Source organism: Deinococcus humi (genome assembly GCF_014201875.1).
In the GTDB taxonomy this organism is placed as follows: Bacteria; Deinococcota; Deinococci; order Deinococcales; family Deinococcaceae; genus Deinococcus; species Deinococcus humi.
The window spans coordinates 312,864-336,650 of sequence record NZ_JACHFL010000001.1; the positions used below are offsets into that span (position 1 = coordinate 312,864).

Genomic DNA, 23,787 nt, shown 5'->3' on the forward strand with positions numbered 1-23,787 from the left:
AGATGCTCTGACCGGAGGCGCTCAGAGCCCCATGAACAGCCCGGCGCGCCAGAGGCTGCGCCTGCGAACGCTCCATTGCCGCTGGATCAGAGCGCGGGGCATCCCTCTTATTAACAGTACCAGCAAAACGTCCCCGCCTCCAGATCGGAAGCGGGGGCGTTTTAGGGCGGAGCTTTAAACGCTGATCTCGGCGAAGCGGGCGTTCTCCTGAATGAACAGCTTGCGGGGCGCAACCTCATTGCCCATCAGGTCCTCAAACACCTCGTTGGCGACAATCAGGTCCTCAATCCCCACACGCTTCATGGCGCGGGTCTCGGGGTTCATGGTGGTGTCCCACAACTGATCGGCGTTCATCTCCCCCAGCCCCTTGAAGCGCTGGATGTCGTACTTCTTGCCTTCCCTGTTGGCGACGGAGACGTGCTTCTTCAGTTCCTCTTCGGTGTACAGGTAGGTGCCCTTCTTCTCGCGGCCCACGGTGATGCGGTACAGCGGCGGCTGGGCAATGTACAGGTAGCCGGCCTCCACGACAGGGCGCATGTAACGGTAGAAGAAGGTCAGCAACAGCGTGGCGATGTGCCCGCCGTCCATGTCCGCGTCGGTCATGATCACGATCTTGTGGTAACGCAGATTGGACAGGTCGAAGTGCATGCGGTCGCCGGTGCCTTCCACACCTGCGCCGATGGCAGCGATCAGCGCGCGAATCTCGGCGTTCTTGAGGATCTTGTTCAGCTCAGCCTTTTCCACGTTCAGGATCTTGCCGCGCAGGGGCAAGATGGCCTGGAAGCGGCGCTCGCGCCCGCCCTTGGCGCTCCCACCCGCGCTGATCCCTTCCACAATGAACAGCTCAGACTCGGCCGGATCCTGCGAGGAGCAGTCGGCCAGCTTGCCGGGCAGATCATCGTTTTCCAGCGGGTTGCTGCGGCGCACGATGTCGCGGGCCTTGCGGGCGGCTTCACGGGCGCGGGCGGCCTCGGCGGCCTTCTCCACGATGGTCTTGCCCACCTTCGGGTTCTCTTCCAGGAATTCGGAGAACTTCTCGCCCACCACAGCGTTAACGGCAGTCTGCGCCTCGCTATTGAGCAACTTGACCTTGGCCTGCGACTCGAACTGCGGCTCGCTGAGCTGCACGCTCACCACGCAGTAGATCCCTTCGAGCAGGTCATCGCCACTGGGCACGGGATTGCCCGCCTTGATCATGTTCTTGTCTTTGGCGTACTTGTTCAGGATCCGGGTGTAGGCGGTCTTGAAGCCGGTCAGCGGCGTGCCGCCGTCGCGGGTGCGGATCATGTTGGCGTAGGTCAGGATGTTGTCCGACGCGTAGGTGTTGGCGTGGATGAATGCCACTTCCACGATCACATCGCTGTGGGTGCCGCGCATCACGATGGGCTGGTCGTAGAGCAGCTTGGTGTCGTCGGTGACCAGCGCGCGGGCGAAGTTGGCGATGCCGCCCTGCTCGTGGAACACCTCCTCGCGCACCACGCCGGCGTGCAGACCGGTGCGCTCGTCGCGGATCACGATCTTCAGGCCCGTCAGGTAGGCCAGTTCCCGCAGACGACCCCGGATGCGGTCATAGCTGAACAGGTTGTCGAACTCCTTGAACACACCCGCGTCGGGGTGGAAGCTGACCTTGGTGGCCCAGCTCACGTCTTTCGGCGTGTCGCCCAGCACTTCCAGCGGAGTGGTCACCACGCCCTGCTCAAAGCGGATGTGGTGCAGCTTGCCACCCTTGTTGACGGTCACGTCCAGGTAGGTGCTCAGCGCGTTCACCACGCTGGAGCCGACGCCGTGCAGACCGCCGGAAACCTTGTAAGCTCCCTGACCGAACTTGCCCCCGGCGTGCAGCTCGGTAAAGATCACCTCGATGGCTGGGCGGCCCTCAGACTCCATCATGTCCACGGGAATGCCGCGCCCGTTGTCGGTCACGGTGGCGCTGCCGTCAGCGTGCATGATGACGTGGATCTCGTCGGCAAATCCGGCGGTTCCCTCGTCAATGGCGTTGTCGATGATCTCAGTCAGCAGCTGGTGGTAGCCGTCAATGCCCGTACCACCCTGCACGTACATCCCTGGCCGCTTGCGAACAGCTTCCAGGCCCTTGAGAATGGAGATGTCGGCGGCGGTGTACTGCGCGCCCGGGCCACCCGCGACGCGGGACTGGGCCGGAGCGGCGGTATTCTGGTCTTCGAGTTTGGTCATGTAACTCCTGCGGCGCGGCCCGGATCTGACGCGAGGCCGCGTCCGAATTGAGAGGAGAGGGTTTTGAATGGGGCGAGCGCTCAGGGACGCTCTTTCTAGATACCCACTATACTACATCAGTTGAAATAGGTCAATAAAATTACGTATATGACATAATTGAGCTGTGGTGTTTGGAGCGTCTTAAAACCCTGTCCTGGCACGGAATTCGAGGGGTTGTCAGGAAGGACTGGGGCAGGCAGGAGCACTGAAGTTCTGCTTCTGACTTCGGGGCGCTTTTATGGTGCAGCATCGAAAGACAGAGATGCGGCCCCAGACCTCCGAGAAGGCTGGGACCGCGTCATTGATCTTGAAGCCTGACTTGCGGGGTTTACTCGGTGCCGTTGCCGGTGCCCCGGCGCCCCCGGCGGCGGCGGCGGCGTTTGGCGTCGTCGCTCTGGGCCGCGCTCGACTGCTCGGGCTGCGACGCCGCTGCCTGAGCCTGAGCGGCCTGCGGCGCGGCCTGACGCTGCCCCTGCGGACGGCCATTCGGACGGCCCACCGCGCCCCGATCATTGCCGCCGCGCGTGTGGCCGCGCTCCCCGCGTGAAGCGCTACCGCGGTTGTTGCTGCCGCGCTCCTGCACTCCACGCCCGCCCCGGTTGAAGTCGCGGCGACCACCGCCGTCGTTCCCGTCCTCGGGGGGCATGTTCTCCAGCGTCCAGTCGCCGAAGTACATGCGCTGCACGGTGATGTTCACGGGGCGCAGGTGCTCGTTGCGGGGGCGCTCCAGCGTGACCACACGGCGCGCGCCGCGGCGGGGGCCGGAGTGGCCGCCACTGTTGCCGCCCTCGGGGCCGTCCATCCGGACTCCCCCGAAGGTGCGGGCCTGCTGACCCCGGCCCTGGCCCTGTTGGCCCCGGCCACGCCCCCCCTGGCGGGGGGAGGCGTCGGCGGAGGACGACGCGGCGGGGGCCGGGTCATCAAGCGTGAACTTGCGCGGCTCGCTCACGGGAACGTTCTGCAGTTTTTCGCGCTTTTCCTGCTCGCGGTCCTCGCGGCGGCGGGCGCGCGGTTTGACGGGTGAATCCATGTCGTTCTCCTCGTTGAAATTGCCGGGCCTGTACTCCGGGTCGGTGGGATCGGCCAGCGTGAAATCGGTCTGACGGGCCAGCGGCTTGACGCTGCTGACGGTGACGGTCACGGTGTCGCCCAGGCGGTAGCTCTTGCCCCGGCTGCGTCCCCGCAGCATCTGCGCGTCTTCCAGGTACACGTAGTAATCGTCGTCCAGGTTGCTGATGTGCAGCTTGCCTTCCACGCCGTTGTCCAGCATGACGTACAGGCCGCTGGCGACCACACCCGACACGTTGCCGGGGAAGGACTCGCCCAGGTGCTCCTGCGCCCACTTGGCCTGGTAGTACTTGGTCAGGTCACGCTCGGCCTCGGAAGCCGTGCGTTCGCGTTCGCTGGTGTGGTCGCCCATGCCGGGCAGGCGGCCCTGCAACTGCGCGACCTCGCGGTTGCCAGCCCTCAGTTCACCGCTAAGGATGCCCTTGATGACGCGGTGGACCAACAGGTCCGGGTAACGCCGGATCGGCGAGGTGAAGTGCAGGTACTCGTCGAAGGCCAGCCCGAAGTGACCCAGGTTCTCTCCCGCGTACTTGGCCTGCTGCATGGAACGCAGCAGCAGCGTGTTCACGACGCTCTCGCGGTTGGTGCCGCGCACTTCCTTGAGGACCGCCTGATACGCCTGGGGCGTCGGCTCGCCGCCGGGGAAGGCGAAGCCCAGGCGCCCGATGGCCGCCGTCACGTCCTGAAAGCGCTGCAGCGTGGGTTCCTCGTGGATGCGGAAAAGGGCCGGAATCTCGCGCTGGATCAGGAAGTGGGCCACCACCTTGTTCGCCAGCAGCATCAGGTCCTCGATCATGCCGCGCGCCGTTTCCTCGCGGATCGGGATCAGCTCCATGCGTCCGTCCTTGCCCACGTCGACCTTGACCTCACGCAGCTTGAAGTCGAGGCTGCCCTCGCGCAGCCGCTTCTGCCGCAGCTTGGTGGTGATCTTCAGCAGCAGGTGCAGGTCACCCTCCAGGTTGCGGGCCGCCTCGGGCAACGTGGCGGTGGCCTCGCTGTAGGCCTGCACCTCGTCGTAGGTCAGCCGCGCCTTGGAGTTGATCACGCTGGGCGCGATCTTGACGTCCAGAATGTCGCCCTCGGCGGACAGCTCTATCAGGGCGGTCAGGGTCAGGCGGTCCTGGTAGGGCACCAGGCTGCACACGCCATTGCTGAGGTGTTCAGGGAGCATCGGCAGCACGCGGCCTGGCAGGTACACGCTGGTGGCGCGGGCGTAGGCTTCCTCGTCCAGCGGGCTGCCCTCCTGCACGTAATGGCTGACGTCGGCGATGTGCACGCCCACCACGAAGTTGCCCTCCGGCGTGGGCTGAATGTGGATGGCGTCGTCAAAGTCCTTGGCGTCGCGCCCGTCCACTGTGAAGATGTTGTACTCGCGCAGGTCCAGGCGGCCACGCAGCGCCGCCGCCGGAATCTCGGTGGGAATGGTACTGGCCTGCGCCGTCACCTCGTCCGGGAACTCGCCGCGCAGCCCGAACTTGACGATGACCGCCTCGGTCTCGGTCTCAGGATCGTCCTCGGCGCCCAGCACGCGTGTAACCTGTCCGAAGACCTCGTCCTCGCCGGTGTTCTCGGGCCAGAACAGCTCGGTGACGACGCGCGCGCCCGCTGCCAGTTCCTCGATTCCTTCCGGCAGCACCAGGATGCGGTGGCGGGCACGGTGATCGTCGGGGCGCAGGATCGGGTGGCCGTGGTTGTATTCCAGCGTGCCCACCAGCTGTTTGTAGGCGCGCTGCACGATGCGGACCACGCTGGCGCGCGGACTGCCATCGCCCTTCTGACCGCGCCGGGGGCCGCCCCGCCCACCCTCACCGCGTCCAGTGTCGCCCCGGCCCTCCATTCTCACCAGCACGATGTCGCCGTTCCAGGCTTCCAGGGTCTGCTCGGCAGGAACGTAGAAATCCTCGCCGCCGCTGTCGGGAATCACGAAGCCGAAGCCTGCCGCCGACGCCTGGAAGCGCCCCCGCACCAGGCTCATGGCCTCGGGCAGACCGTAGGTCTTCTTGCGGGTGCGGATGACCTGGCCTTCCTCTACCAGCGCGTCCAGCAGCGCTTCCAGCTCACGCCAGCCACCGATGCGGTTGATGGCCTGGCGGGTAAAGGTACGTTCCAGGTCCCGCACATGCACGGGGCGCCCCAGCTTGCGCAGCTGGCCGACCACCAGCTCACGCTCGGGGCTGGCGGGCTGGGCGTCCTGCTGCTCCTGCGCCGCCGTTTCCCGGGCGTCCTGCGCAGGCTGCGCTTCAACCGCACTGGCCTGGACCAGGGGTTCCTGGGGTTGAACGCGCTTGACCCGGCCCCCGCGCCCGCGCGGCTTGGGTTCGGGCTGCGCGCCGGACGCTTCCTGCACGGCCAGGGTCGAGTCCACCGCTGGCACCGCATCGGGGGCGGCCACCACCTGCACGGCCTGGGCCGTTTCCGGCTCCAGATCCACCGCTTCCACGCCGCTCAGGACGTCGGGCAGGGGCGTGTCAGGGAGGGTCTTCCTGCGCCCCCGCGTCTTCTTGGGCACTTCCAGGATCAGCGGCCCGTCAGCCTCGGCAGCCTCGCTATGAAGCGTCTGGGGCTGCGGTTGTTCGACCGAGGCGGTCTCAGTTGACTCGACGTCGACTGTCGCCGCTTCGGTCTTTCTGGGCTTACGGCCGCGGCGGGCAGGCTTGGGGGCTTCCGCTTCGGGAGCGGCGTCCTCTGCCGCCTCCAGCACGGGTGTATCCGTCACAACCGACCCTGTCTCCGCCTCGTGGGACTCGGCGGACGCTTCGGGCGCCGCGGCAGGCTCAGCCTTTGCGGCGGCCTTACGGCCCCGGCGCTTGGGTTCTGCGGGGACCGAGACCTCGGTCTGGGCTTCGGCAGCAGGCTCAGCCTGCGTAGCAGGCGTCTTGCGCGGCTGCCTGCCCTTTCTGGGCGGCGTGGGAGCGGGTTCCTCTATGATCACGGGAACAGTCGCCTCTGCCTCGGTCGAAGCGGCCTCTTCCCGGGCCACGGCGGCAGGCTTTCGGCCCCTGCGCGCTGTCTTTTGGGGCTGAGCCTGCTCCGCCTGAGGGGCCTCGGCATTCTCCGCCTCAACGGATATCTGCGGCTGGGCTTTGGCTGTGCGGGCCACTGTTTTCTTTTTTGAAGGCGTGGGTTGCGCCACGGCTTCTGGGGCGGCATCTGCCGCCGGGAGCGCGGCTTTCCGGGGCCGCTGGCCTGTCTTCTTCACTGGTTTTTCGGATCCGGCGCTGGGCTGTGGGGCTTCCTGCGCCGCGTCCTGCTTTTTCACTTTAGGCATTCACGCACCTGGTTACTCAGGACGCGCCCGTGGGGGTTATGTCGTGGGCGCACACCGATTCCGGCCGGTCTTCAAATCTGGCGCTAGGATCTCGGCGCGCGCGGCCCGCCCACGGGCAACTGGTTATCGCTTCCTCGGGTTTGCGCCTTCTGGTGCCACGGCCCACTGCTCGGGGCCAGTCTGGCGGCGCTGTCCTGAAACCCGGCAGCGAACGCAGCATAACACGCCGGAGCTAAAGCCAACCTGATCCAGCTTGGTTTTGCGTGAAGATCAGTGGGAGCCAGACGATCCCCAGGCAGGAGCAATTGCCACACACGCTTGTATGGATGCCCCGGCCGCCGCGCTATGCTGCCGGGCGTGCCGGAGCGCGTGGAGCAGAGAATGGAAGAACATGGGATGCAAGAACTCCGGGCACTGGTGATGGACCGCCCGGCTCCCGAGGTGGACGGCATCGAGCGCGCCTATCTCTTCTCGCGCGACGCCCACGCCGGGGTCAACCGCAAGAGCGGCGAGCCGTACATCACGCATCCGGTGGCGGTGGCGGTGATCCTGGCGCGGCTGGGCATGGACAGTGACAGCGTCATGGCCGGGCTGCTGCACGACACGGTGGAAGACGTCGACGGCGTGACCTTCGAGCAGATCGAGACCCAGTTCGGGCGTGACGTGCGGCGGATCGTGGAGGGTGAAACCAAGGTCAGCAAGCTGAGCAAGCAGGGCTCGCAGACGGCGGTGGTCAGCGACGCCGGGCGCGACCTGCAGGCCGAGAACTTGCGCCAGATGCTGATCGCCATGACCGACGACATCCGCATCATCGTGGTCAAGCTGGCGGACCGGCTGCACAACATGCGGACGCTGGGCAGCATGCGCCCCGACAAGCAAAAGCGCATCGCCCGCGAGACGATGGATATCTTTGCCCCGCTGGCGCACCGCCTGGGGATCGGGCAGATCAAGTGGGAACTGGAAGATCTCAGCTTCCGCTACCTGTATCCCGACGAGTACGCCTACCTGCAAAGCCGGCTGCAAAGCCGCCAGGACGAGCGTGACGTGCTGATCGGCGAGGCCGTGACCCAGCTCGACGAGGCGCTGCGCGACGATCTGGAACTGCCCGAATGGGTCATGGACATTGACATCTCCGGGCGCAGCAAACACCTGTGGAGCATCCACTGCAAGATGCAGCGCGAGGGCAAGGGCCTGGAGCAGATCTTCGACCTGCTGGCGATTCGCGTGATCGTGACCCCGCGCGAGTTGGTGGTCCCACCCGGCACCGACGAGAAGCGGCGCGAGAAGGCTGAGGCCACACGCGAAAAACGCATCTGCTACCACACCGTGTCCATCGTGCACAGCATGTGGACGCCGCTGCCGGGGCGCTTCAAGGATTACATCGCGGTGCCCAAGCCCAACGGCTACCAGTCGCTGCACACCACCGTGATCAGCCAGAGCGGCCAGCCGATCGAGGTGCAGATCCGCTCGAGGCGCATGCACGAGGTGGCCGAATTCGGTGTGGCCGCCCACTGGATGTACAAGCAGGGCTCCATGCTGGCCCAGAAGGACCGCGAGAACTGGATCGCCCAGCTGCGCGAACTGCAAGACGAGATCAACGACGCAAGCGACTACATGGACGCCGTGAAGTCCGACATCCTGGGTCAGCGGGTGCGGGTCTTCACGCCGCGCGGGCTGGCGATCAGCCTGCCAGCGGGCAGCACGCCCATCGATTTTGCCTACCACATCCACAGTCGCATCGGCGAGACCACCGTGGGCGCGCGGGTCAACGGCAGCATCGTGCCGCTGGCGCACAAGCTGGGCAACGGTGACATGGTGGAGATCGTGACCAGCAAGAACGGTCACCCCAGCAAGGACTGGCTGAACTTCGCCGTGACCCGCAGCGCCCGTGCCAAGATCCGCCACCATTTCCGCCAGCTGGAGCGCGAGGACGCCCGGCAGCGCGGCCACGACATGCTCGAACGCCACCTGCGCAAGAGGCAGCTCCCGGTGCGCCAGCTGATGCGGACCAAGCTGCTCGAAGACGCGGCCCAGAAACTCCTGAGCACCCGCAACCCCGACGACCTGTATTTCGCGATCAGCGCAGGCAAGCTGACGCCCTCGGCCGTGGGCCGGGTGCTGTCGCCCAGCCTGGCCAGTGAGCAGGGCCAGGTCCGCCCGCCATCCAAGCGCGCGCCCGTGCCGCGCCCACCGGAGACCGGCGGCGTGTACGTGGAAGGCTTTACCACCACCACCAAGCTCAGCAACTGCTGCAGCCCGATCCGGGGCGACCAGATCATGGGCTACCTGACCCGTGGACGTGGCGTCAGCATTCACCGCATCGATTGTCCTAACATGATCCGGCTGCTGAAAGACGAACCCGAGCGCTGCGTGGCTGCCAGCTGGGACGCGGGGATGCCGGGCCTGACCCTGGTGGACATGGACGTGGTGGCCCCGGACCGTCACGGTCTGCTGGCCGACGTGCTGGGCGTCCTGAGCGCCGAGAAGCGCAGTCCGCTGAAGGTAGAGGCCAACGTGGACCTGGACGACGTGGCCCACATCCTGCTGCGGCTGGGCGTGCGCGGCAACGCGGACCTGGAACACGTGCGCGCCGCGATTGGCAAGGTCGAGGGCGTGACGGCTATCGTGCGGCTGGGCCGCAACAGCAGCCGTGGGCGAAAGGACAGCGGGGCCAGCGCGTGAGCGGGCCAGCACGCAACGTCCCTGTCACCGCGGCCTCCGCCTCTCCCCTGCCGCGCGCCGTGATGCGCGGAGTGCCAGTGCCCACCGCTTCTCCTGAACTCCTGAGCAAATTGGCGCGGGGCAGCGCGGGGGCCATATGAGCCTCACGCTGATCCCTGATCTGGGAGACCTGCTGCGCCTGAACCCGCAGTACAACGCCGGAACCATGGTGGAACTGCTGCGCCATCTGGGAATAGGGGAAGTCCTGTGGGCCAGCGACGGTGACCCGGACCATCCCCTGCGTGACGCGCTGCCCGCCGCCCGGATCAGCATCCGCGACGGTTTTACCCTGGACTGGGAGTGGGCAGAGGCTGAACACGGGCAGCTCCAGGGCTTCCTGAGCCAGTACCCACAGGGCCGCGAGCGCCTGCGCGAGGCCGCCGCGGCCGAGCGTGACTTCGCCGCGCTGGTCACCACGCCCATGACCCCCACGCGGGTGATGGGCGTTGAGGTGCTGGAGGCCGCCCGCGTCTACCACGCGGCCTTGCGCGCCGCGCTGGACGAGGGGCCGGGCACGCACTGGCGGGAGCGGCGGCTGTCGGAACTCGCGGCGAGGCTGACCGGGCAGTCCGGCGCGGTGATCGCCCCGCTGGACGATCTGCCCGGGCTGCTGGAGACGCTGCCGGACGCGCAGCTGCCCGACCTGACGGCCTTTGCTCCTGGCGAGACCAGTCGCCTGCGCGCCCTGGCAGACCGCGCCTGGCAGCTGCGCGAGGATGATGACCTGAACGCCCTGCTGGCTGCCCTAGAGCGCGAGACCGGGGACGCCGTGACGCCGGGGGCCGAGCTGGCCGCCGCCGCCGCCAGCATCTACCTGGCGGTTGGTGAGCTGGCTGCCGCCCGCGAGCTGCTGGAGCGCGCCGCCCACGCGCTGACCGATGAGCTGCCGCGCAGTCTGGCCGGACTGACGCTGGCCCGGCTGGGGCAGGTGCGCGACGCCCAGGGGGATAGGGAGCTGGCCATGCGCACCTACCGGGCCGTGCTGGCCCTGAACCACGCCCCTGCCGTCGCCCGCGCCGCGGCGGAGGCTGGTCTGAAGGAGCCGTTCAGACTAAACCTGGAAACGGAATAACCTCAGCGCATCTCCCGGTGCGGCCTGGGTTGCCGCCGCTCTCCGGACCCCTTCCCCCTTTCGGCGGACGCCTTTGCGGCCCGCGGGCCGTAGCTTCGTCGCATGATGGTGCGGATGAGGGGCGGACAGACAGCGGAGCGGAGGCGCGAGGGCGCGCTGTCCGATCTGCTGGACCCCCACACCTACCGCGCGGCGCTGTACATCTTGCTGGCGCTGCCGATGGGGGTGTTCACGGCGGGCCTGATTACTGGGGGCGTGGTCGGCGGATTGCTCACGCTGGCGCTGCTGATCGGCGCGGCCTTCCTGCTGGGTTCGCTGTGGCTGGTGGGCGGCCTGGGCGACGTGCAGCGGGCGCTGGCCGGGGTGCTGGGCGTGACCTTCGCGCCGCCGCCGTTGACGCCCGCTTCCCGCGGTACGCTGGCATGGTTGCGCAGCACGCTGGCGGACCCGCTGACCTACCGCACGCTGCTGTTTCACGTGGTGCAGTTGCCACTGGCGCTGGTGTGCTGGTTGGTGTTGGCCGCGCTGCTGACAACCACGCTGCTGGGGCTGCTGGCGCCGCTATGGACGCTGTACCCCACCCTGTTTCCGGTGGTCTGGGGCGAACTGACCCTGTTGCCCGGCCCGCTGGCCACCGCCGGTCTGGTGACCTTAGGCCTGGGGGGCCTGCTGATCTCGGCGGGCGTGCTGAACCTGATGGGCCGCATGTGGACTCGGCTGGTCGTGGCGCTGCTGTCGCGCGATCCCGGCTACGAGGCCGCCCGGCGCGAGGTGGTGGCCCTGCGCCGCGCTGCCGGAAGGGTGGCCCTGGGCGACGATCTGGACGCCACCCTGGCGGACCTGACCGCCCAGGCACGGGCGGCGAGCACGGCGCTCTCCGTGGCGCTGACCGCCCCGGACGGCACGCTACGTGCGGTCAGCGGCCCGCTGGGGCCGGGGCTGGCCGGTCCCCTTGACCGGCTGCCGTCCCAGGGGGAGGCGGACGTGCGTCTTGTTCAGGGTGGCGGCGCGCTGGCGACCCTGCCCATCACGCTCCCCGCCTCCGCGGGAGCGCTGGAGGGCGGGCAGTTGCAGGGTGGCACGCTGCGGGCGCTGTATCCGGCGGGTGTGCGCCCCGGTGCGGACGAGTTGGCCTTTCTTCTGAGCATCGCTGATCATGCCGGAACCGCCCAGCACGCCGCGCAGCTGATCGAGCGGGCCGGGGCCAGGGCCGGGGAACAGGAACGCGCCAGGCTGGCCCGCGAGCTGCACGACAGCGTGGCACAGGCGCTGTACGGCATCTCGCTGGGGGCCAAGACCGCCCGCGCCACGCTGGACCGTGACCCGGGGCGCACCCGCGCCAGCCTGGACTACACCATTCGGCTGGCCGAGGGCGGCGTCTCGGAGATGAAGGCCCTGCTGTTCAGCCTGCGCCCCGACGCACTGGAGGAAGGCGGGCTGGTGGCCGCCCTGGCGCAGCACGCCCACGCGCTGGAGGCCCGCCACGGCCTGACGGTCCTGGCCCAGCTGGACCGCGAGCCGCCGCTGACGCCCGACGCGCAGGCCGCCGCCTACCGCGTGGCGCAGGAAGCCCTGCACAACGTCGTCAAGCACGCCCGCGCGCAGAGGGTATGGCTGGAGGTGGCGCAGGACGGCCCAGCCGTGACCGTCAGCATTCGCGATGACGGGAGGGGCTTTGATCCCGCCGCCGCCGGACGCGGCACGCTGGGCCAGCGCAGCATGCGTGAGCGGGCGGCGGGGGCGGGCGGCACGCTGGAGGTCCGGAGTGCGCCCGGTGAGGGAACGGTCATCACCCTGCGCCTGCCCGCCGCCCAGCTCCCGGCGGCCCAGCCGGTAGAGGTCAGGGCATGACGGTCAGCCCCGGCACCCGCCCCCTTCTCCCGGTACTCGCGCGCATGGCGCTGGGTCTGCTGCTGGCCGGGGCCGGCGCACTGCTGGCCTGGCAGGGCGTGACGGTCAAGCCCACCCCCGGCATGGGCACCGAGACCACCCCGCTGAGCGTGGCGCTGGACGGCCCCCTCCCCAACGATCTGGCACGGACGGCAGAGCTGAAGATCGACGGGGACCGCACCAACCTCAGCGTGGGGGCGCTGCCCGCCGGAAGCGCACTTGTGGTGGGCGGACAGGTCACCCACCGCGCCCGCAATCCGGTACAGCTCAGCGTCAGCCGGACCAACGGACAGCCGGGCAGTCAACTGAACTTTGGGCTGACCATGCGGGTCCAGTCGCTGGATCGCCCCGGCGTGACTGTGGCCTACCCCGAACCCGTGCAGCACGTCATTGCTTTGAAAGCAACGCGCAGTATTCCGCTGACCTTGAGCACCCGCACCGTGGGCGGCGACCAGACGCTTGACCTCTCAACGCTGCGCCTGCGGGCGCTGAATGTCCGCAGCGTCAGTGGCGATCAGCTCGTGACCCTGCCCGCGCGGGCGGGGGGCCCCTTCGCGCTGGTCAGCACGTCCGGGAGTATTGGCGTCACCGCCCCCGCGGGCGCGTCACCGGAAGCGGTGCGCGTCAACACGGTCAGCGGCGCCCTGACGCTGAATCTGGCCGCGGCCACCACCGGCACGCTGGGCGCCGGCGCCGCCAGCGGGGACGTGGCCCTGACCTTGCCCGCCAGCTTCTCGCGTGGCACGGTGACCACCGCCAGCGGCGACGTGACGGTGAACGCTCCGGCAGGCACGCATGGCAATCTGGACATCCGCACCCAGAGCGGCGACGTGACCCTGCGCGCCGCCCCTGGCCTGCGCCTGCGCGTGCGTTTCACAGACCGCGAAACCCTGAGCCTGCCCGCCGCCCAGCTGCCCGCCAGCGCCCCTGATCTGGACGTGTTCATCGACGCGCCGGGCGACCATTTCAAGCTCGAATCCCTGCCCTGATCCCCCACCCTAAAGGAGAAGCTCCATGTCTACCGTTCCCGTTCGCGTTCTGCTCGTCGATGACCACGCCGTCGTGCGCCAGGGCCTGCGCCTGTTTCTGGGGCTGGACCCCGACATTGAAGTCGTGGGTGAGGCCGGCAACGGCGAGGAAGCCCTCTCGGAAGCCGAGCGCCTGATCCCCGACGTGGTGGTCATGGACCTGATGATGCCCGTGATGGACGGCATCACCGCCACCAGAGCGCTGCGCCGCGCCCTGCCCGAAACCGAGGTCATCGCCCTGACCAGCACCCTGGAAGAGCACAAGGTCAACGGCGCCATTGAGGCCGGGGCGATCAGCTACATGCTCAAAGACGCCTCCAGCGACACGCTGGCCGAGGCCATCCACGCCGCCGCGCGCGGGGAGGTCCGACTGCATCCTGAAGCGGCCCGCCGACTGGTCCGCGACTTCCGCAGCAGTGAAATGCGCGAGACCCTGACCCCCAAGGAAACCATCGTGCTGCAACTGATCGCACGCGGCCACAGCAACCGCGACATCGCCGCCGATCAGGGCGTCAGCGAGGCCACGGTCAAAACGCATGTCTCCCGCCTGTTGAGCAAACTGGAACTGGAAAGCCGCACGCAGGCGGCGCTGTACGCGCTGAAACACGGCATCGCCAGTCTCGACGGCGTGGAGGGGTAGGGCAAGTTCCCGGCTGGAGGCCCTCCCGCTGTGTCGGCAACGACAACCCGGACGGCTCGTTCACATCCCCAGTCAACAAGAGGCAGGGGACGCCATACACGCCCCCTGCCATGTCAGTAAGGAAAACTCACCCCAAATCCGTCAGAACCTCCGCCAGTTCCTTCTTGACACACGTGAACATCGGCGTGTCCTGCAGGGTGTACATGCTGGCCTCGGTGTAGCGCAGGCGGTGCACCAGATCGACGAATTCCTGCGGGTAGTCGCTGTCGAAAGACACCACGAACTCCTGATCGTCGATGCCGTAGCTGTACGAGGTGTTGATCCGCACCCCCTTGAACGGGGCCGAGGCGTGGATGTGCTCGTCCATCATGCCCTGGCGGCTGTGCGGCGTCAGGTCATACCACGCCCGCGTTTTCACGAAGGGGTAGATGAACAGGAACTGTCCCTGGCCCGGCAGCACTTCCAGGCCATGTCCGCTGCCCTCCACACGGTTGACGTACTGGCTGCGCTTGTTCATGGACACGAAGTTGTACGGTTGCGTCAGGTAACCCATCAGACGGGTGCGGTTGAGGCGGGCCTGCGCCTCCTGAAACTCGCGCACGTCGAAAGCGATGCGCCACAGCATGAAGTCCACGTCGCCGCGGACACCCACCAGGGAGTAGGGGCGCTGGATCAGGCCTTTTGCGGCGGGGGCGTCAGCAACCCAGCCCTCGGCGGCAGCCTGGAACTCGGCCCTGATCTCGTCGCGTTCGGCCTGTGGCAGTCGGCGGAAGGCCGGGTCCAACTTGAAAAAGGCGTAGTTCATGAATTGCCGGTTGCTGCGGTCACCCTCACGGCCAGTCACCTGCCCGCTAGGGTCAAGGTCCACCATCATCCTGGGGCGGCCACCGCCCCCACCACTGCCAGCGGCGGGGCGTCCGGCGGGAGGCGTGGCGGGCGTCTGCTCTGTCTTGTGCTCGCTCACTGGGCCACCGCCTGGCCGCGCAGGTCATGGGTCAGGCCGAAGTTGGCGCGGTAGAGGGTCTGGATGGCGTCGTACTCCCCAGCCGTCAGGGGGGCGGCCTCAAAGGTGGCGACGTATTCCCGCAGGCCCTTCTCGTCATAGATGTTGGGCAGGACCGAGGCCATCATCGGCGATTGCAGCGCGAACTGAATGGCGAGCTGACCGATAGTGCGGCCCTTGACGAACTGCTGCAGGTCTTCCACCTTTTTCAGGCCGTCCTCCATCCACGCCTTCTTGCGTGCGTTGGTGGTCATGCGCCAGTTGCGGTGGTCGCCCGGCTCGAACTCGGTTTCCAGCGTCATGTAACCCTCCAGCAGCCCGGAAGCGTGTGGCACGCGGGCCACGACACTCACACCCTCTGCTTCCGCCACCGGCAGAATGGCTTCGCCCAGCACCTGTTCCAGCAGGTTGTAGATGATCTGGGTGGGGGCGCGGCGGTCGCGTACAGAGGCGATGCCTTCCTCGATCTGTCGCTCGTTCAGGGCCGGCCCCAGCGCGGTGCCGTAAGCGCGGATCAGTCCCTCATCCTTCAGCTTGTCCAGTTCGGCCCACAAGTCGTCAAGCGCAATCGCGTCCACGCGCGGGTTGTGCAGCTGATAAAAGTCGATGTAATCAGTACCCAGCCGCTTCAGGCTGCCTTCCAGCGCCTTACGCAGGTAGGCGGGAGACCAGTCGTGCGGGCGCTCCTGCTGCCCCGGACGGTCCGGGTTGTTGTAGATGTCGTAGCCGAACTTGGTGCCGATCACGATCTTTTCGCGCACGTCGCCCAGGGCCTCGCGCTGCATCTCCTCAGCGCGGCCCGAGGCGTAGGTGTCGGCATTGTCGAAGAAGGTCACACCCACGTCATAGGCCTCGCGCAGCAGTCGTTTGCCCACGCCTTCGTCCTTGACGCCCCACCATGTCGTCCCCACTGTCCACACGCCGAAGCCCACGGCACTGAGGGTCAGGTCTGTGCCTTTTAATTCGCGGTATTCCATACCCTGTACTCTTCCACCGCTTCCGGGGGAGGGATGACCCCGAACGAGCGGTCAGGCTGGGCAAAAAAGCGCCGGGCTTGAGGGCGGCCTCATAAACTTAGGCCCTGAACTTAACCCTTGCACATGTAAGAAAACTGTCATACTGCGGCATTCACCACACACCAATTTCAACCCGTCCGCCGCCCAACCCACTGTTGTCCGATTGACCTGGAGACCCATGACTCGAAAGTTTGCTTCCCTGACGGCTGGCGTGTCCCTGCTTTTGCTGGCGGCCTGCTCGCAGACGCCGGCCCCCACCGCCGGCAACCCTGCACCCCTGCCCGCCGACAGTCCCTACGCCAATGGCGCGCAGTATCCCTGGAGTGACCGGCTGGACAGTGCGGCTGCAGACCCCTACGCCGACGGACGCAGCTACGACTGGGCCTCGCCCACCGCCGCCTCCGGCCTGAATCCGCAGGCGCTGGGCAGCGGCCAGAACTTCCTGTCCGATCTCCAATGGACTTCCGCCACCAGCGGCTGGGGCCCCATCGAACGGGACCGCAGCAACGGTGAACAGGGCCAGAAGGATGGGACTACCCTCAAGGTTGGGGGACGTAGCTTCGCCAAGGGGCTCGGGGTCCACGCCGCCTCGGAGATCAAGTACGCGCTGGGCGGGCAGTGCAATACCTTCACGGCCTTCGTGGGCATCGATGAGGAGGTCCGGGGGCTGGGCAGCGCCCAGTTCAAGGTGTTCGGCGACGACACACTGTTGTTCGACAGCGGGCTGCGCCGCGGCCGAGACCTGAGCCTGCCGGTGAACGTCAGCGTGGCCGGCGTCAAGGAATTGAGGTTGGTGGTCTCGGACGGCGGGGACAACAACTACTACGATCACGCCGACTGGGGTGAGGCGGCGGTGGAATGCGCGGCGGCGCAGCCAGTCGGCGACGTTGTGCTGAGTGCGCTGCCCTATGTCTCGGCCACCAATGGCTACGGGCCGGTGGAATTCGATCGCAGCAACGGCGAAAAGGCGCAGTTTGACGGCAAGCCACTGACCATCGGTGGACAGGTCTTCGCTAAGGGACTGGGCATGCATGCCTCGTCCAACTTTGCCGCTGCTCTGAACTATGACCTGGGGGGTGCGTGCACCACCCTGACGGCGAGCATCGGCATCGACGACGAGGTGGGGGACCGGGGCAGCGTGGTGTTTCAGGTCTACGGTGACGGCAAAAAGCTGTTTGACAGTGGTGTGGTGCGGGGCAGCGAGGCGGCCCGGAGCATTGCCGTAGACGTGAAGAAGGTCAAGGCGCTCAAGCTGGCCCTGCGCGATGCAGGCGACACCATGAACTACGATCACGCCGACTGGGCCGACGCCCGGCTGAAGTGCGGGCTGGGCACAGGCGGTCAGCCCGGCGCCCTCGACCCCTCCTTCGGCAGCGGGGGGCGTGTCAATGCGGGCGGTGTCGACGTGGTGGCCGAGGACGGCGGAGTGGTGGTCGTGCTCGACAGCAATTTCAAGGTGACCCGGCTGTCGCCCTCCGGCACGGTTCTGGCCCAGAGTGCCCTGATGTCCGGTGGAGTTGCCAGGGCCATTGGCCGGCAGACCGATGGCAAACTTGTCGTCGTGGGCCAGATCAACGATGAGATGGCCGCCGTGCGCTACCTGAGCAACCTGACTCTGGACTCCAGTTTCGGCGTGGGCGGCGTGGTGAGGCTGACGCTGAGCCAGCCGGGCGACCTCATCAGCAACAACGATGGCGTCACCTCGGGGTCAGGGGCCAGGGACGTCGTCCTTCAACCGGACGGCAAGATCGTGTTGGGAGGCTACGCTGCGCGGCGGTTTGACGCGCCTGACTCGCCATTCACGGCCCTGGACTTCGCCCTGGTCCGGCTGCAGGAGGACGGCACCCCTGACCCTGGGTTCGGTCAGGCGGGCAGGGTCTTTACCGCGTTCGAGACTCTGCCCGGCTTCGACTTCACCTCGTATTCCAACGACGACATCTACGGCCTCGCCCTCCAGTCCGACGGCAGGATCGTGGCGGCGGGACTGTCCGAATCTGGAGGAGCCAGCCCCGCGATCCTGGCCCGCTACCTGCCTAACGGGCAACTCGACGCCTCATTTTCCGGCGACGGTATTGCGCTAGGCGGCGACAGCGGGTACGCCGTCTTCCGTACCCTCGCCATCGGGCCGGACGGTCAGATCGTCGCGGGCGGCGCGGACGCGCGCTTCTTTACCTCTCCGTTTCTCCAGCAGTTCGGCCCGGACGGAACAGGTGGGGTGAGCGTCAAATTTCAGTTTACCGACGCGGGAAACCCGGACTTTCAGCGGGCCATCGTCACCTCGCTGGTTCCAGAAAGTGACGGCAGCATTGTGGTGGGCGGCTACCAGGAAGCCGACATCTACCTTGCCCGCTTCACGTCCACGCTGACGCGGGACACCTCGTTCGGGACCCTCCCTGAGGGCGCAGTCCGGCTCGGCACGGGCAACCTCGTCTCGCTCACCACCAGCACTGACGGCAAGATTGTCGCGACCACCGTCACGGAGTTCGTTGAAGGTACGCCCGGGCAGGGCACCTATCGCCTGTTCCCCTGACGCGTCCGTCCGATTACCAACACCCGCCTGTTCATAGGCCGTCCGGGAAAGCCACCCGAACGGCCTGTTGCTGTCGTCGACAGCTGAGGATCACGCCGCGGCGGATCGCCCTATGCACATTGCATTCAATTCCAAAACAGGCGGGAAAGCGCCGTAGGTTCTTCGGTTCCACGCAACACGTCTTTTTTGCGTCTCCTTCCACTCGGGTTGCTGTTGGCACTTCAACGGTCCCCCTTGCCACCTGAACCCACCACTGCCCCGCTGTTTGCCATTTACGCGAAAGCGGTCGTAGGCAGGTGGGGCAACAGTGTCCCTTCGGCCTCCCGAACCGCAGAGCGGTTGGCCGCCGCGTCCTTGTGCCATGGGGAAGAGTACAGCCCGCAGACATCCTTCTGGGCCAGGCCTCTCCACCTTAAGTCGCTATTCACCCCGCTGGTCTGGGGCTACCATCTGAGACGTAGACATCCGCCGGACTCTTCTTGCTGAGCGTTCCTCACGTCTTCTCAACTGGCTGGAGAATCGATATGCCGACCCCGTCTGTCCCACTGCTGCTCGGCTGCGCCGCCCTGATGCTGGTGGCCTGTTCGCCAAAGCCCGCCCCAGCACCGTCCAAACCACCACCGGAAGTCAGCCAGCCCGCAAAGGACCCCTACGCGGGCGGCCAGCAGTATCCCTGGAGTGACCAGTTAGACACCCACGAGGCCGATCCCTATGCGGACGGACGACGTTACCCCTGGACTTCACCCACGGCGGCGTCGGGCCTGGAAACCCACTCCCCGGAAGACAGCCAGAACTTCCTGTCCAGGCTGCCGTGGACGTCTGCCACCAACGGCTGGGGGCCGGTGGAGCGGGACCGCAGCAACGGCTGGCAAAATCCTGGGGACGGTGCCCCGCTGAACATCGCTGGACGTCGCTTCACCAGAGGGCTGGGGGTCCATGCTGCTTCCGAGATCAGGTACGCGCTGGGGGGGCAATGCTCCACCTTCACGGCCTTTGTGGGCGTCGACGACGAGGTCGGCGGACGGGGCAGCGTGCGCTTCAGGGTTTTCGGCGACGCCGTGCTGCTGTTCGACAGTGGCGTCCGCCGCGGTGGCGAGCGGAGCCTGCCCGTCAACGTGGGCGTGGCCGGGGTCAGGGAACTGCGCCTCGTGGTCAGCGACGGAAGCGACGACAACACCTACGATCACGCCGACTGGGGTGACGCGGCATTGACCTGCGCCGCCACGCCACCGGACACCGACGTCTTCCTGAGCGACCTGGCCTACGTGTCGGCCAGCAACGGGTGGGGGCCGGTAGAACTCGACCGGAGCAACGGTCAACAGGGTCTGCGCGACGGCGGGACGTTAAGTCTCCGGGGGCAGACCTTCGACAGGGGCCTGGGTGTTCATGCTCCTTCCACCCTCGAATACGACCTGGGCCGCGCCTGTACGGCCTTCAGCGCCCACCTGGGCCTGGACGACGAGGCCGGGGGCCGGGGCAGCGTGGAATTTCAGGTCTTCGGTGACGGCAAAAAGCTGTATGACAGCGGCGTGGTGCGGGGCGACGCTCCGGTGCAGCTGGCCGGGGTGGATGTCACGGGGGTCCAGGCCCTCAAGCTGGTCGTCACGAATGGGGGCGACGACATCAACGACGATCACGCCGACTGGGCCGGTGCCCGGCTGAGGTGCGGGCTGAGTACAACTGGCACGCCCGGAACCCTCGATCCCGACTTCGGCAACGGGGGCCGGGCGGACGCAGGGGGCGTCGATGTCGTGACCGAGGACGACGGCGCCCTGGTGGTCCTGGACGCAAACTTCGGGGTCACGCGGCTCTCAAAGTCCGGCGTGGTGCTGGCCCAGGGAGCGGCCACCCTGGACGGCGAGGCCAGTGCCCTGGCCCGTCAACCGGACGGCGGGCTGATTGCCGTGGGCCACTCGGACGGTCAGATCACCGCGCTGCGCTACCGCCAGGATCTGACCCTGGACCCGACTTTCGGCCAGGGGGGTGTAGTCCGGCTCAGCCTGGGCACGCCCGGCCATTCCGCCGACAGCGATTCGGTTCGCTCGGCGGCCACCGATGTGGCGGTGCAGCCCGATGGCAAGATCGTGCTGGTGGGGTACGCCGCGCGGCCCTATTCACCCTTCCCCGACGTCACGCTCTCGGACGATGATTTCGCTGTCGTCCGGCTGGACAGCGGGGGCACACCCGATTCCAGCTTCGGTCAGGGGGGTGTGACCATCACCGCCCTGAACGGGCAACTGGGGGCCATGGAAGAATCTTCGGACCGCCTGTACAGCATGGTGCTGCAACCGGATGGGCGCATCGTGGTGGCCGGAGAGGCCCATTACGACGCCAACAACTACAGCGCGGTGGTGGCGCGCTATCTGAACAATGGAACGCTGGACCCGGCCTTCGCGCAGGACGGCGTTGCTTACGGGGATCTCGGTGAGCGCAACACTTTCCATGCGGTGGCCCTGGCTCCGGACGGCAGCATCGTGGCGGGCGGCGGCACACGGCGGTTTTTCACCAGCGCCCTGCTCCAACGCTTCAGTGCGGACGGCGTGGCCGGACCAGCGGTTCACTTCCAGTTCAAGGAGCCCGAAAATCCACTGGCCTATCAGACTGTCGTGACCACCCTGCTCACTCGGGAGGATGGCAGCGTCATCCTGGGCGGCTACGAGGACGGCGACACCTACGTCTCCAGATTCGATCAGACCCTGACGCAGGACCCGACTTTCGGAAACGCGCCGCAGGGCAATCTGCGGGTCAGTCCTGGTCTGGTGATCGCTCTGACCAGGGCTGCCGGGCGCAGCTTCATCGCAACGACGGCTCAGGCTACCGCTACCGGAACCGAGGGGCGGGGCACGCTGCGCCTCTTCTACTGACGCTGGCGGCCATCCAGGGACCGCCGGGCCAGATGCTCTAGGCTGGGACCATGCTCAAACATGTGTCGTTCATCACCGCTGATCTGGACGCTGTCCTGGCCTTCTATGAACGGCTGGGCGGCGTGGCCGAGAAGAACCTGACCACCGCAGAGGGCCACCGGCGCGCGGTCCTGCGCCTGGACAGTGACTCAGACCGCCAGGATGGGGGGGGAGGCCGCCTCCAGTTCTTCCAGGTAGCAGGCGAGTTGCCGAATTCGCACGCCCACTGGGCCGAACATATCGCGCTGTTCGTGACAGACCTGCGCGCGCTGCTTCCCATCCTGCGGGCGGCGGGCGTGACGGTCAGCCGGGACCTGACCCCCAGCCCCAGCGGACGGGATATGGCCTTCGTGCTCGACCCTGACGGGCGGCAGGTCGAGTTGCTGGAGGCCGGCGCGACGCGGAACTGAGCACGAGGCCAGCCGTTGGTCAATCCCCGGGACGGAATGACCTGGCTCAATGCCCTCTGCCCCTTCCAGTCCGGCGCGCTTCAGCGAACGGCGTTGCGGCCCAGATTCTTGGCCTCGTACATCGCCTGGTCGGCACGTCCGAACAGCTGATCGGCGGTGTCGTAGGCTCCCCGGTACGAGGCCACACCGAAACTGGCCGTGATGTCCAGATCCGCCAGCGGCTGACCCGAGATCTCGCGTCTGAGCCGCTCGGCGATCACCAGTGCCTCGGGCTTGGCGAGGCCCGGCAGCAGCACGATGAATTCCTCGCCCCCCCAGCGCCCCACCATGCCGCCGCTGCTGCCCACCGCACGGCGCAGGCGCTTGGCCACCGCCCGCAGCACATCGTCGCCAGTGGCGTGACCGTACAGGTCGTTGACGCTCTTGAAGTGGTCAATGTCGGTCACGATTACGCTCATGGGCGTGTTGTGCTGCCGGGAATACGACATGGCCCGCTCCAGTTCCTCCTCGATGGCGCCGCGGCCATACACCATGGTCAGGGCGTCCTGCCGCGCCGCCAGCAGCTTGCCCTGATCCTGCTCGTGGGTCAGCAGGTTTCCCTCAATAAAGGTCACAACCAGATACGACACGTAGGTGGTGATCGTCAGGGTCAGGCAGACCGTCAGCCAGTCGGCCAGCTGGGCCATGGAAAACGGCCCACGCAGCATCAGGGAACCCAGGATGGTCAGCAGGGTCAACACGTTGGCCCCCAGGCCCCAGCGCGACCCCAGGATCAGGAACGAGATCAGCACGCTGACGCTCTGCCACAAGAACAGCTGCAGCACACTCTGATCGGCACCCAGCACCCGCGGAATCTCGGTCATCACAGCCAGCAGGCAACCGAGGTAAGCCGTCAGGTAGATCCAGCGCATGCTCTGCGGCATCGCCCACACCGCCAGCGAGGTCAGTATCAACAGCAGCGCGAGACCGAACCTCGGCAGCAGAAACGTCTGGGGACCTGAACTGGCAGGGTTGACCAGCGACACCAACAGAACGAACAGCACGTAGGTCAGGCTGGCGGCGTAAATCACGTACTGCTGACTTTTCAGCAGCCGCTGTTGTAGTGAATCTGTGCGCCTCTCCATGACCTCGCGTCATCCTAGTGGACACTCCCTGACAGCAGGCTCAAAGTTAGAGCCTGCGTCCAGGCAGGGTTGCCAGTACGGCTCACTTCCTCTCTCTCCCCCAGCCGTCCTGGCAGGGGCCCATGCAGACGGCCCCCGCCAGGACGGCGTGAACAAAAATTCACAGTGGCGGCGGCACCCCTGAATCAGAGGTGCCGCCGCCACGTTTGCCCGCCTTGAGCCGGGCATTCTTAATGTCATTTTCTCTGTGTCCGCCACACCTTACACGAGGAGGGCGATCCACACCGAGCCTTCAGAGGATGCCCATGCTGCCGTTCCGAAACGAACTTCAGTCTCATCCGGGAGTCATAGGGGCCGCGCCCCTGAGCCTGGTGTCCTGACTCAATCCAGCAGTTCGCCTGCCGCGAAGAACAGGCCCAACTCGCGCTCAGCACTCTCGCTGCTGTCGCTGCCGTGGGTGACGTTCTCGCCGGTGGTGGTGGCGAAATCGGCGCGGATGGTACCGGGCGCGGCGTTAGCCGGATTGGTGGCCCCCATCATGGCCCGCCAGCCCGCGATGGCCTCGTTGCCTTCCAGGGCAATGGCCACGACAGGGCCGCCAGTGATGAAGTCCACCAGTTCACCGAAGAAGGGGCGCTCCTTGTGCTCGCCGTAGTGCGTCTCGGCGGTCTGACGCGAGATCATCATCTGCTTGAGGCCCACCACACGGTAGCCCTTGCGGGCGATGCGGGCGAGGATTTCGGAGGTCAGGCCGCGGCGTACGCCGTCGGGTTTGATCATGGCAAAAGTCCGTTCCATAGCGCCAGAGAGCATAGCAAAAAGGCGAAGGTTCTTTTCACCCGGTTTTCTCTGGCCGCGGTGGGAAGCTCGGGGGTTATGCCC

General features: G+C 66.9%; 14 protein-coding genes. 8 read left to right on the forward strand and 6 right to left on the reverse strand.

Annotated elements, in window-relative coordinates:
• Nucleotides 1-174: 174 nt before the first annotated feature.
• Nucleotides 175-2,193 (reverse strand): DNA topoisomerase subunit B, encoded by a 2,019-nt coding sequence (locus HNQ08_RS01575; RefSeq protein ID WP_184127331.1) that lies wholly within the window; start codon nucleotides 2,191-2,193, stop codon nucleotides 175-177.
• Between the two features lie 367 nt (nucleotides 2,194-2,560).
• The gene (gene rnr / locus HNQ08_RS01580; protein ID WP_184127332.1) at nucleotides 2,561-6,568 is read right to left on the reverse strand and encodes a ribonuclease R; all 4,008 of its coding nucleotides are present in this window, start codon (nucleotides 6,566-6,568) and stop codon (nucleotides 2,561-2,563) included.
• Nucleotides 6,569-6,964: 396 nt separating this feature from the next.
• On the opposite strand from rnr, the gene HNQ08_RS01585 reads away from it, so the two are divergent.
• The 5 genes from HNQ08_RS01585 (at nucleotide 6,965) to HNQ08_RS01605 (ending at nucleotide 13,919) form a co-directional block, all read left to right on the forward strand.
• Nucleotides 6,965-9,250 carry a RelA/SpoT family protein gene (locus HNQ08_RS01585; protein ID WP_184127726.1) on the forward strand — a complete coding sequence of 762 codons (2,286 nt, stop codon included), beginning with the start codon at nucleotides 6,965-6,967 and terminating at the stop codon, nucleotides 9,248-9,250.
• A 136-nt stretch (nucleotides 9,251-9,386) separates the two neighbouring features.
• Nucleotides 9,387-10,361 (forward strand): hypothetical protein, encoded by a 975-nt coding sequence (locus tag HNQ08_RS01590; protein WP_184127333.1) that lies wholly within the window; start codon nucleotides 9,387-9,389, stop codon nucleotides 10,359-10,361.
• Nucleotides 10,362-10,463: 102 nt separating this feature from the next.
• Nucleotides 10,464-12,212 carry a sensor histidine kinase gene (locus tag HNQ08_RS01595; RefSeq protein ID WP_184127334.1) on the forward strand — a complete coding sequence of 583 codons (1,749 nt, stop codon included), beginning with the start codon at nucleotides 10,464-10,466 and terminating at the stop codon, nucleotides 12,210-12,212.
• Nucleotides 12,209-13,240, forward strand: coding sequence for a DUF4097 family beta strand repeat-containing protein (locus HNQ08_RS01600; RefSeq protein WP_184127335.1), 1,032 nt, complete (start codon nucleotides 12,209-12,211; stop codon nucleotides 13,238-13,240). The genes HNQ08_RS01595 and HNQ08_RS01600 overlap by 4 nt, the downstream gene beginning before the upstream one ends.
• A 25-nt stretch (nucleotides 13,241-13,265) precedes the next feature.
• Nucleotides 13,266-13,919: a response regulator gene (locus HNQ08_RS01605; RefSeq protein ID WP_184127336.1), complete on the forward strand. Its 654-nt coding sequence runs from the start codon at nucleotides 13,266-13,268 to the stop codon at nucleotides 13,917-13,919.
• 127 nt (nucleotides 13,920-14,046) lie between these two features.
• Here the strand turns inward: HNQ08_RS01605 and HNQ08_RS01610 are convergent, their stop codons facing one another.
• A complete protein-coding gene (locus HNQ08_RS01610) occupies nucleotides 14,047-14,793 on the reverse strand; it encodes a chlorite dismutase family protein (protein ID WP_184127727.1) in 747 nt (248 codons plus the stop codon).
• Nucleotides 14,794-14,879: 86 nt separating this feature from the next.
• Complete coding sequence (locus HNQ08_RS01615; RefSeq protein ID WP_184127337.1) at nucleotides 14,880-15,899, reverse strand: aldo/keto reductase; 1,020 nt, start codon at nucleotides 15,897-15,899, stop codon at nucleotides 14,880-14,882.
• A 217-nt stretch (nucleotides 15,900-16,116) separates the two neighbouring features.
• On the opposite strand from HNQ08_RS01615, the gene HNQ08_RS01620 reads away from it, so the two are divergent.
• The 3 genes from HNQ08_RS01620 (at nucleotide 16,117) to HNQ08_RS01630 (ending at nucleotide 21,781) form a co-directional block, all read left to right on the forward strand.
• Complete coding sequence (locus HNQ08_RS01620) at nucleotides 16,117-18,468, forward strand: NPCBM/NEW2 domain-containing protein (protein WP_184127338.1); 2,352 nt, start codon at nucleotides 16,117-16,119, stop codon at nucleotides 18,466-18,468.
• Nucleotides 18,469-18,992: 524 nt separating this feature from the next.
• Nucleotides 18,993-21,332 (forward strand): NPCBM/NEW2 domain-containing protein, encoded by a 2,340-nt coding sequence (locus HNQ08_RS01625; RefSeq protein ID WP_184127339.1) that lies wholly within the window; start codon nucleotides 18,993-18,995, stop codon nucleotides 21,330-21,332.
• A 50-nt stretch (nucleotides 21,333-21,382) separates the two neighbouring features.
• The gene (locus HNQ08_RS01630; protein ID WP_184127340.1) at nucleotides 21,383-21,781 is read left to right on the forward strand and encodes a VOC family protein; all 399 of its coding nucleotides are present in this window, start codon (nucleotides 21,383-21,385) and stop codon (nucleotides 21,779-21,781) included.
• Between the two features lie 80 nt (nucleotides 21,782-21,861).
• Here HNQ08_RS01630 and HNQ08_RS01635 read toward each other — a convergent pair whose 3' ends face one another.
• The gene (locus HNQ08_RS01635; protein WP_184127341.1) at nucleotides 21,862-22,905 is read right to left on the reverse strand and encodes a GGDEF domain-containing protein; all 1,044 of its coding nucleotides are present in this window, start codon (nucleotides 22,903-22,905) and stop codon (nucleotides 21,862-21,864) included.
• Nucleotides 22,906-23,286: 381 nt separating this feature from the next.
• Entirely contained in the window at nucleotides 23,287-23,703 is a 417-nt protein-coding gene (gene ndk, locus HNQ08_RS01640) for a nucleoside-diphosphate kinase (protein WP_184127342.1), read from the reverse strand.
• Between the last annotated feature and the right edge of the window lie 84 nt (nucleotides 23,704-23,787).

Excerpts from the sequence above, each read along its gene's own strand:
- HNQ08_RS01625 (WP_184127339.1), top strand. The coding sequence starts at position 18,993 with ATGCCGACCCCGTCTGTCCCACTGCTGCTCGGCTGCGCCGCCCTGATG.
- HNQ08_RS01630 (WP_184127340.1), top strand. The coding sequence starts at position 21,383 with ATGCTCAAACATGTGTCGTTCATCACCGCTGATCTGGACGCTGTCCTG.
- HNQ08_RS01615 (WP_184127337.1), bottom strand. The coding sequence starts at position 15,899 with ATGGAATACCGCGAATTAAAAGGCACAGACCTGACCCTCAGTGCCGTG.
- HNQ08_RS01595 (WP_184127334.1), top strand. The coding sequence starts at position 10,464 with ATGATGGTGCGGATGAGGGGCGGACAGACAGCGGAGCGGAGGCGCGAG.
- HNQ08_RS01610 (WP_184127727.1), bottom strand. The coding sequence starts at position 14,793 with ATGATGGTGGACCTTGACCCTAGCGGGCAGGTGACTGGCCGTGAGGGT.
- HNQ08_RS01575 (WP_184127331.1), bottom strand. The coding sequence starts at position 2,193 with ATGACCAAACTCGAAGACCAGAATACCGCCGCTCCGGCCCAGTCCCGC.
- HNQ08_RS01590 (WP_184127333.1), top strand. The coding sequence starts at position 9,387 with ATGAGCCTCACGCTGATCCCTGATCTGGGAGACCTGCTGCGCCTGAAC.
- ndk (WP_184127342.1), bottom strand. The coding sequence starts at position 23,703 with ATGGAACGGACTTTTGCCATGATCAAACCCGACGGCGTACGCCGCGGC.
- rnr (WP_184127332.1), bottom strand. The coding sequence starts at position 6,568 with ATGCCTAAAGTGAAAAAGCAGGACGCGGCGCAGGAAGCCCCACAGCCC.
- HNQ08_RS01585 (WP_184127726.1), top strand. The coding sequence starts at position 6,965 with ATGCAAGAACTCCGGGCACTGGTGATGGACCGCCCGGCTCCCGAGGTG.
- HNQ08_RS01600 (WP_184127335.1), top strand. The coding sequence starts at position 12,209 with ATGACGGTCAGCCCCGGCACCCGCCCCCTTCTCCCGGTACTCGCGCGC.
- HNQ08_RS01620 (WP_184127338.1), top strand. The coding sequence starts at position 16,117 with ATGACTCGAAAGTTTGCTTCCCTGACGGCTGGCGTGTCCCTGCTTTTG.
- HNQ08_RS01605 (WP_184127336.1), top strand. The coding sequence starts at position 13,266 with ATGTCTACCGTTCCCGTTCGCGTTCTGCTCGTCGATGACCACGCCGTC.
- HNQ08_RS01635 (WP_184127341.1), bottom strand. The coding sequence starts at position 22,905 with ATGGAGAGGCGCACAGATTCACTACAACAGCGGCTGCTGAAAAGTCAG.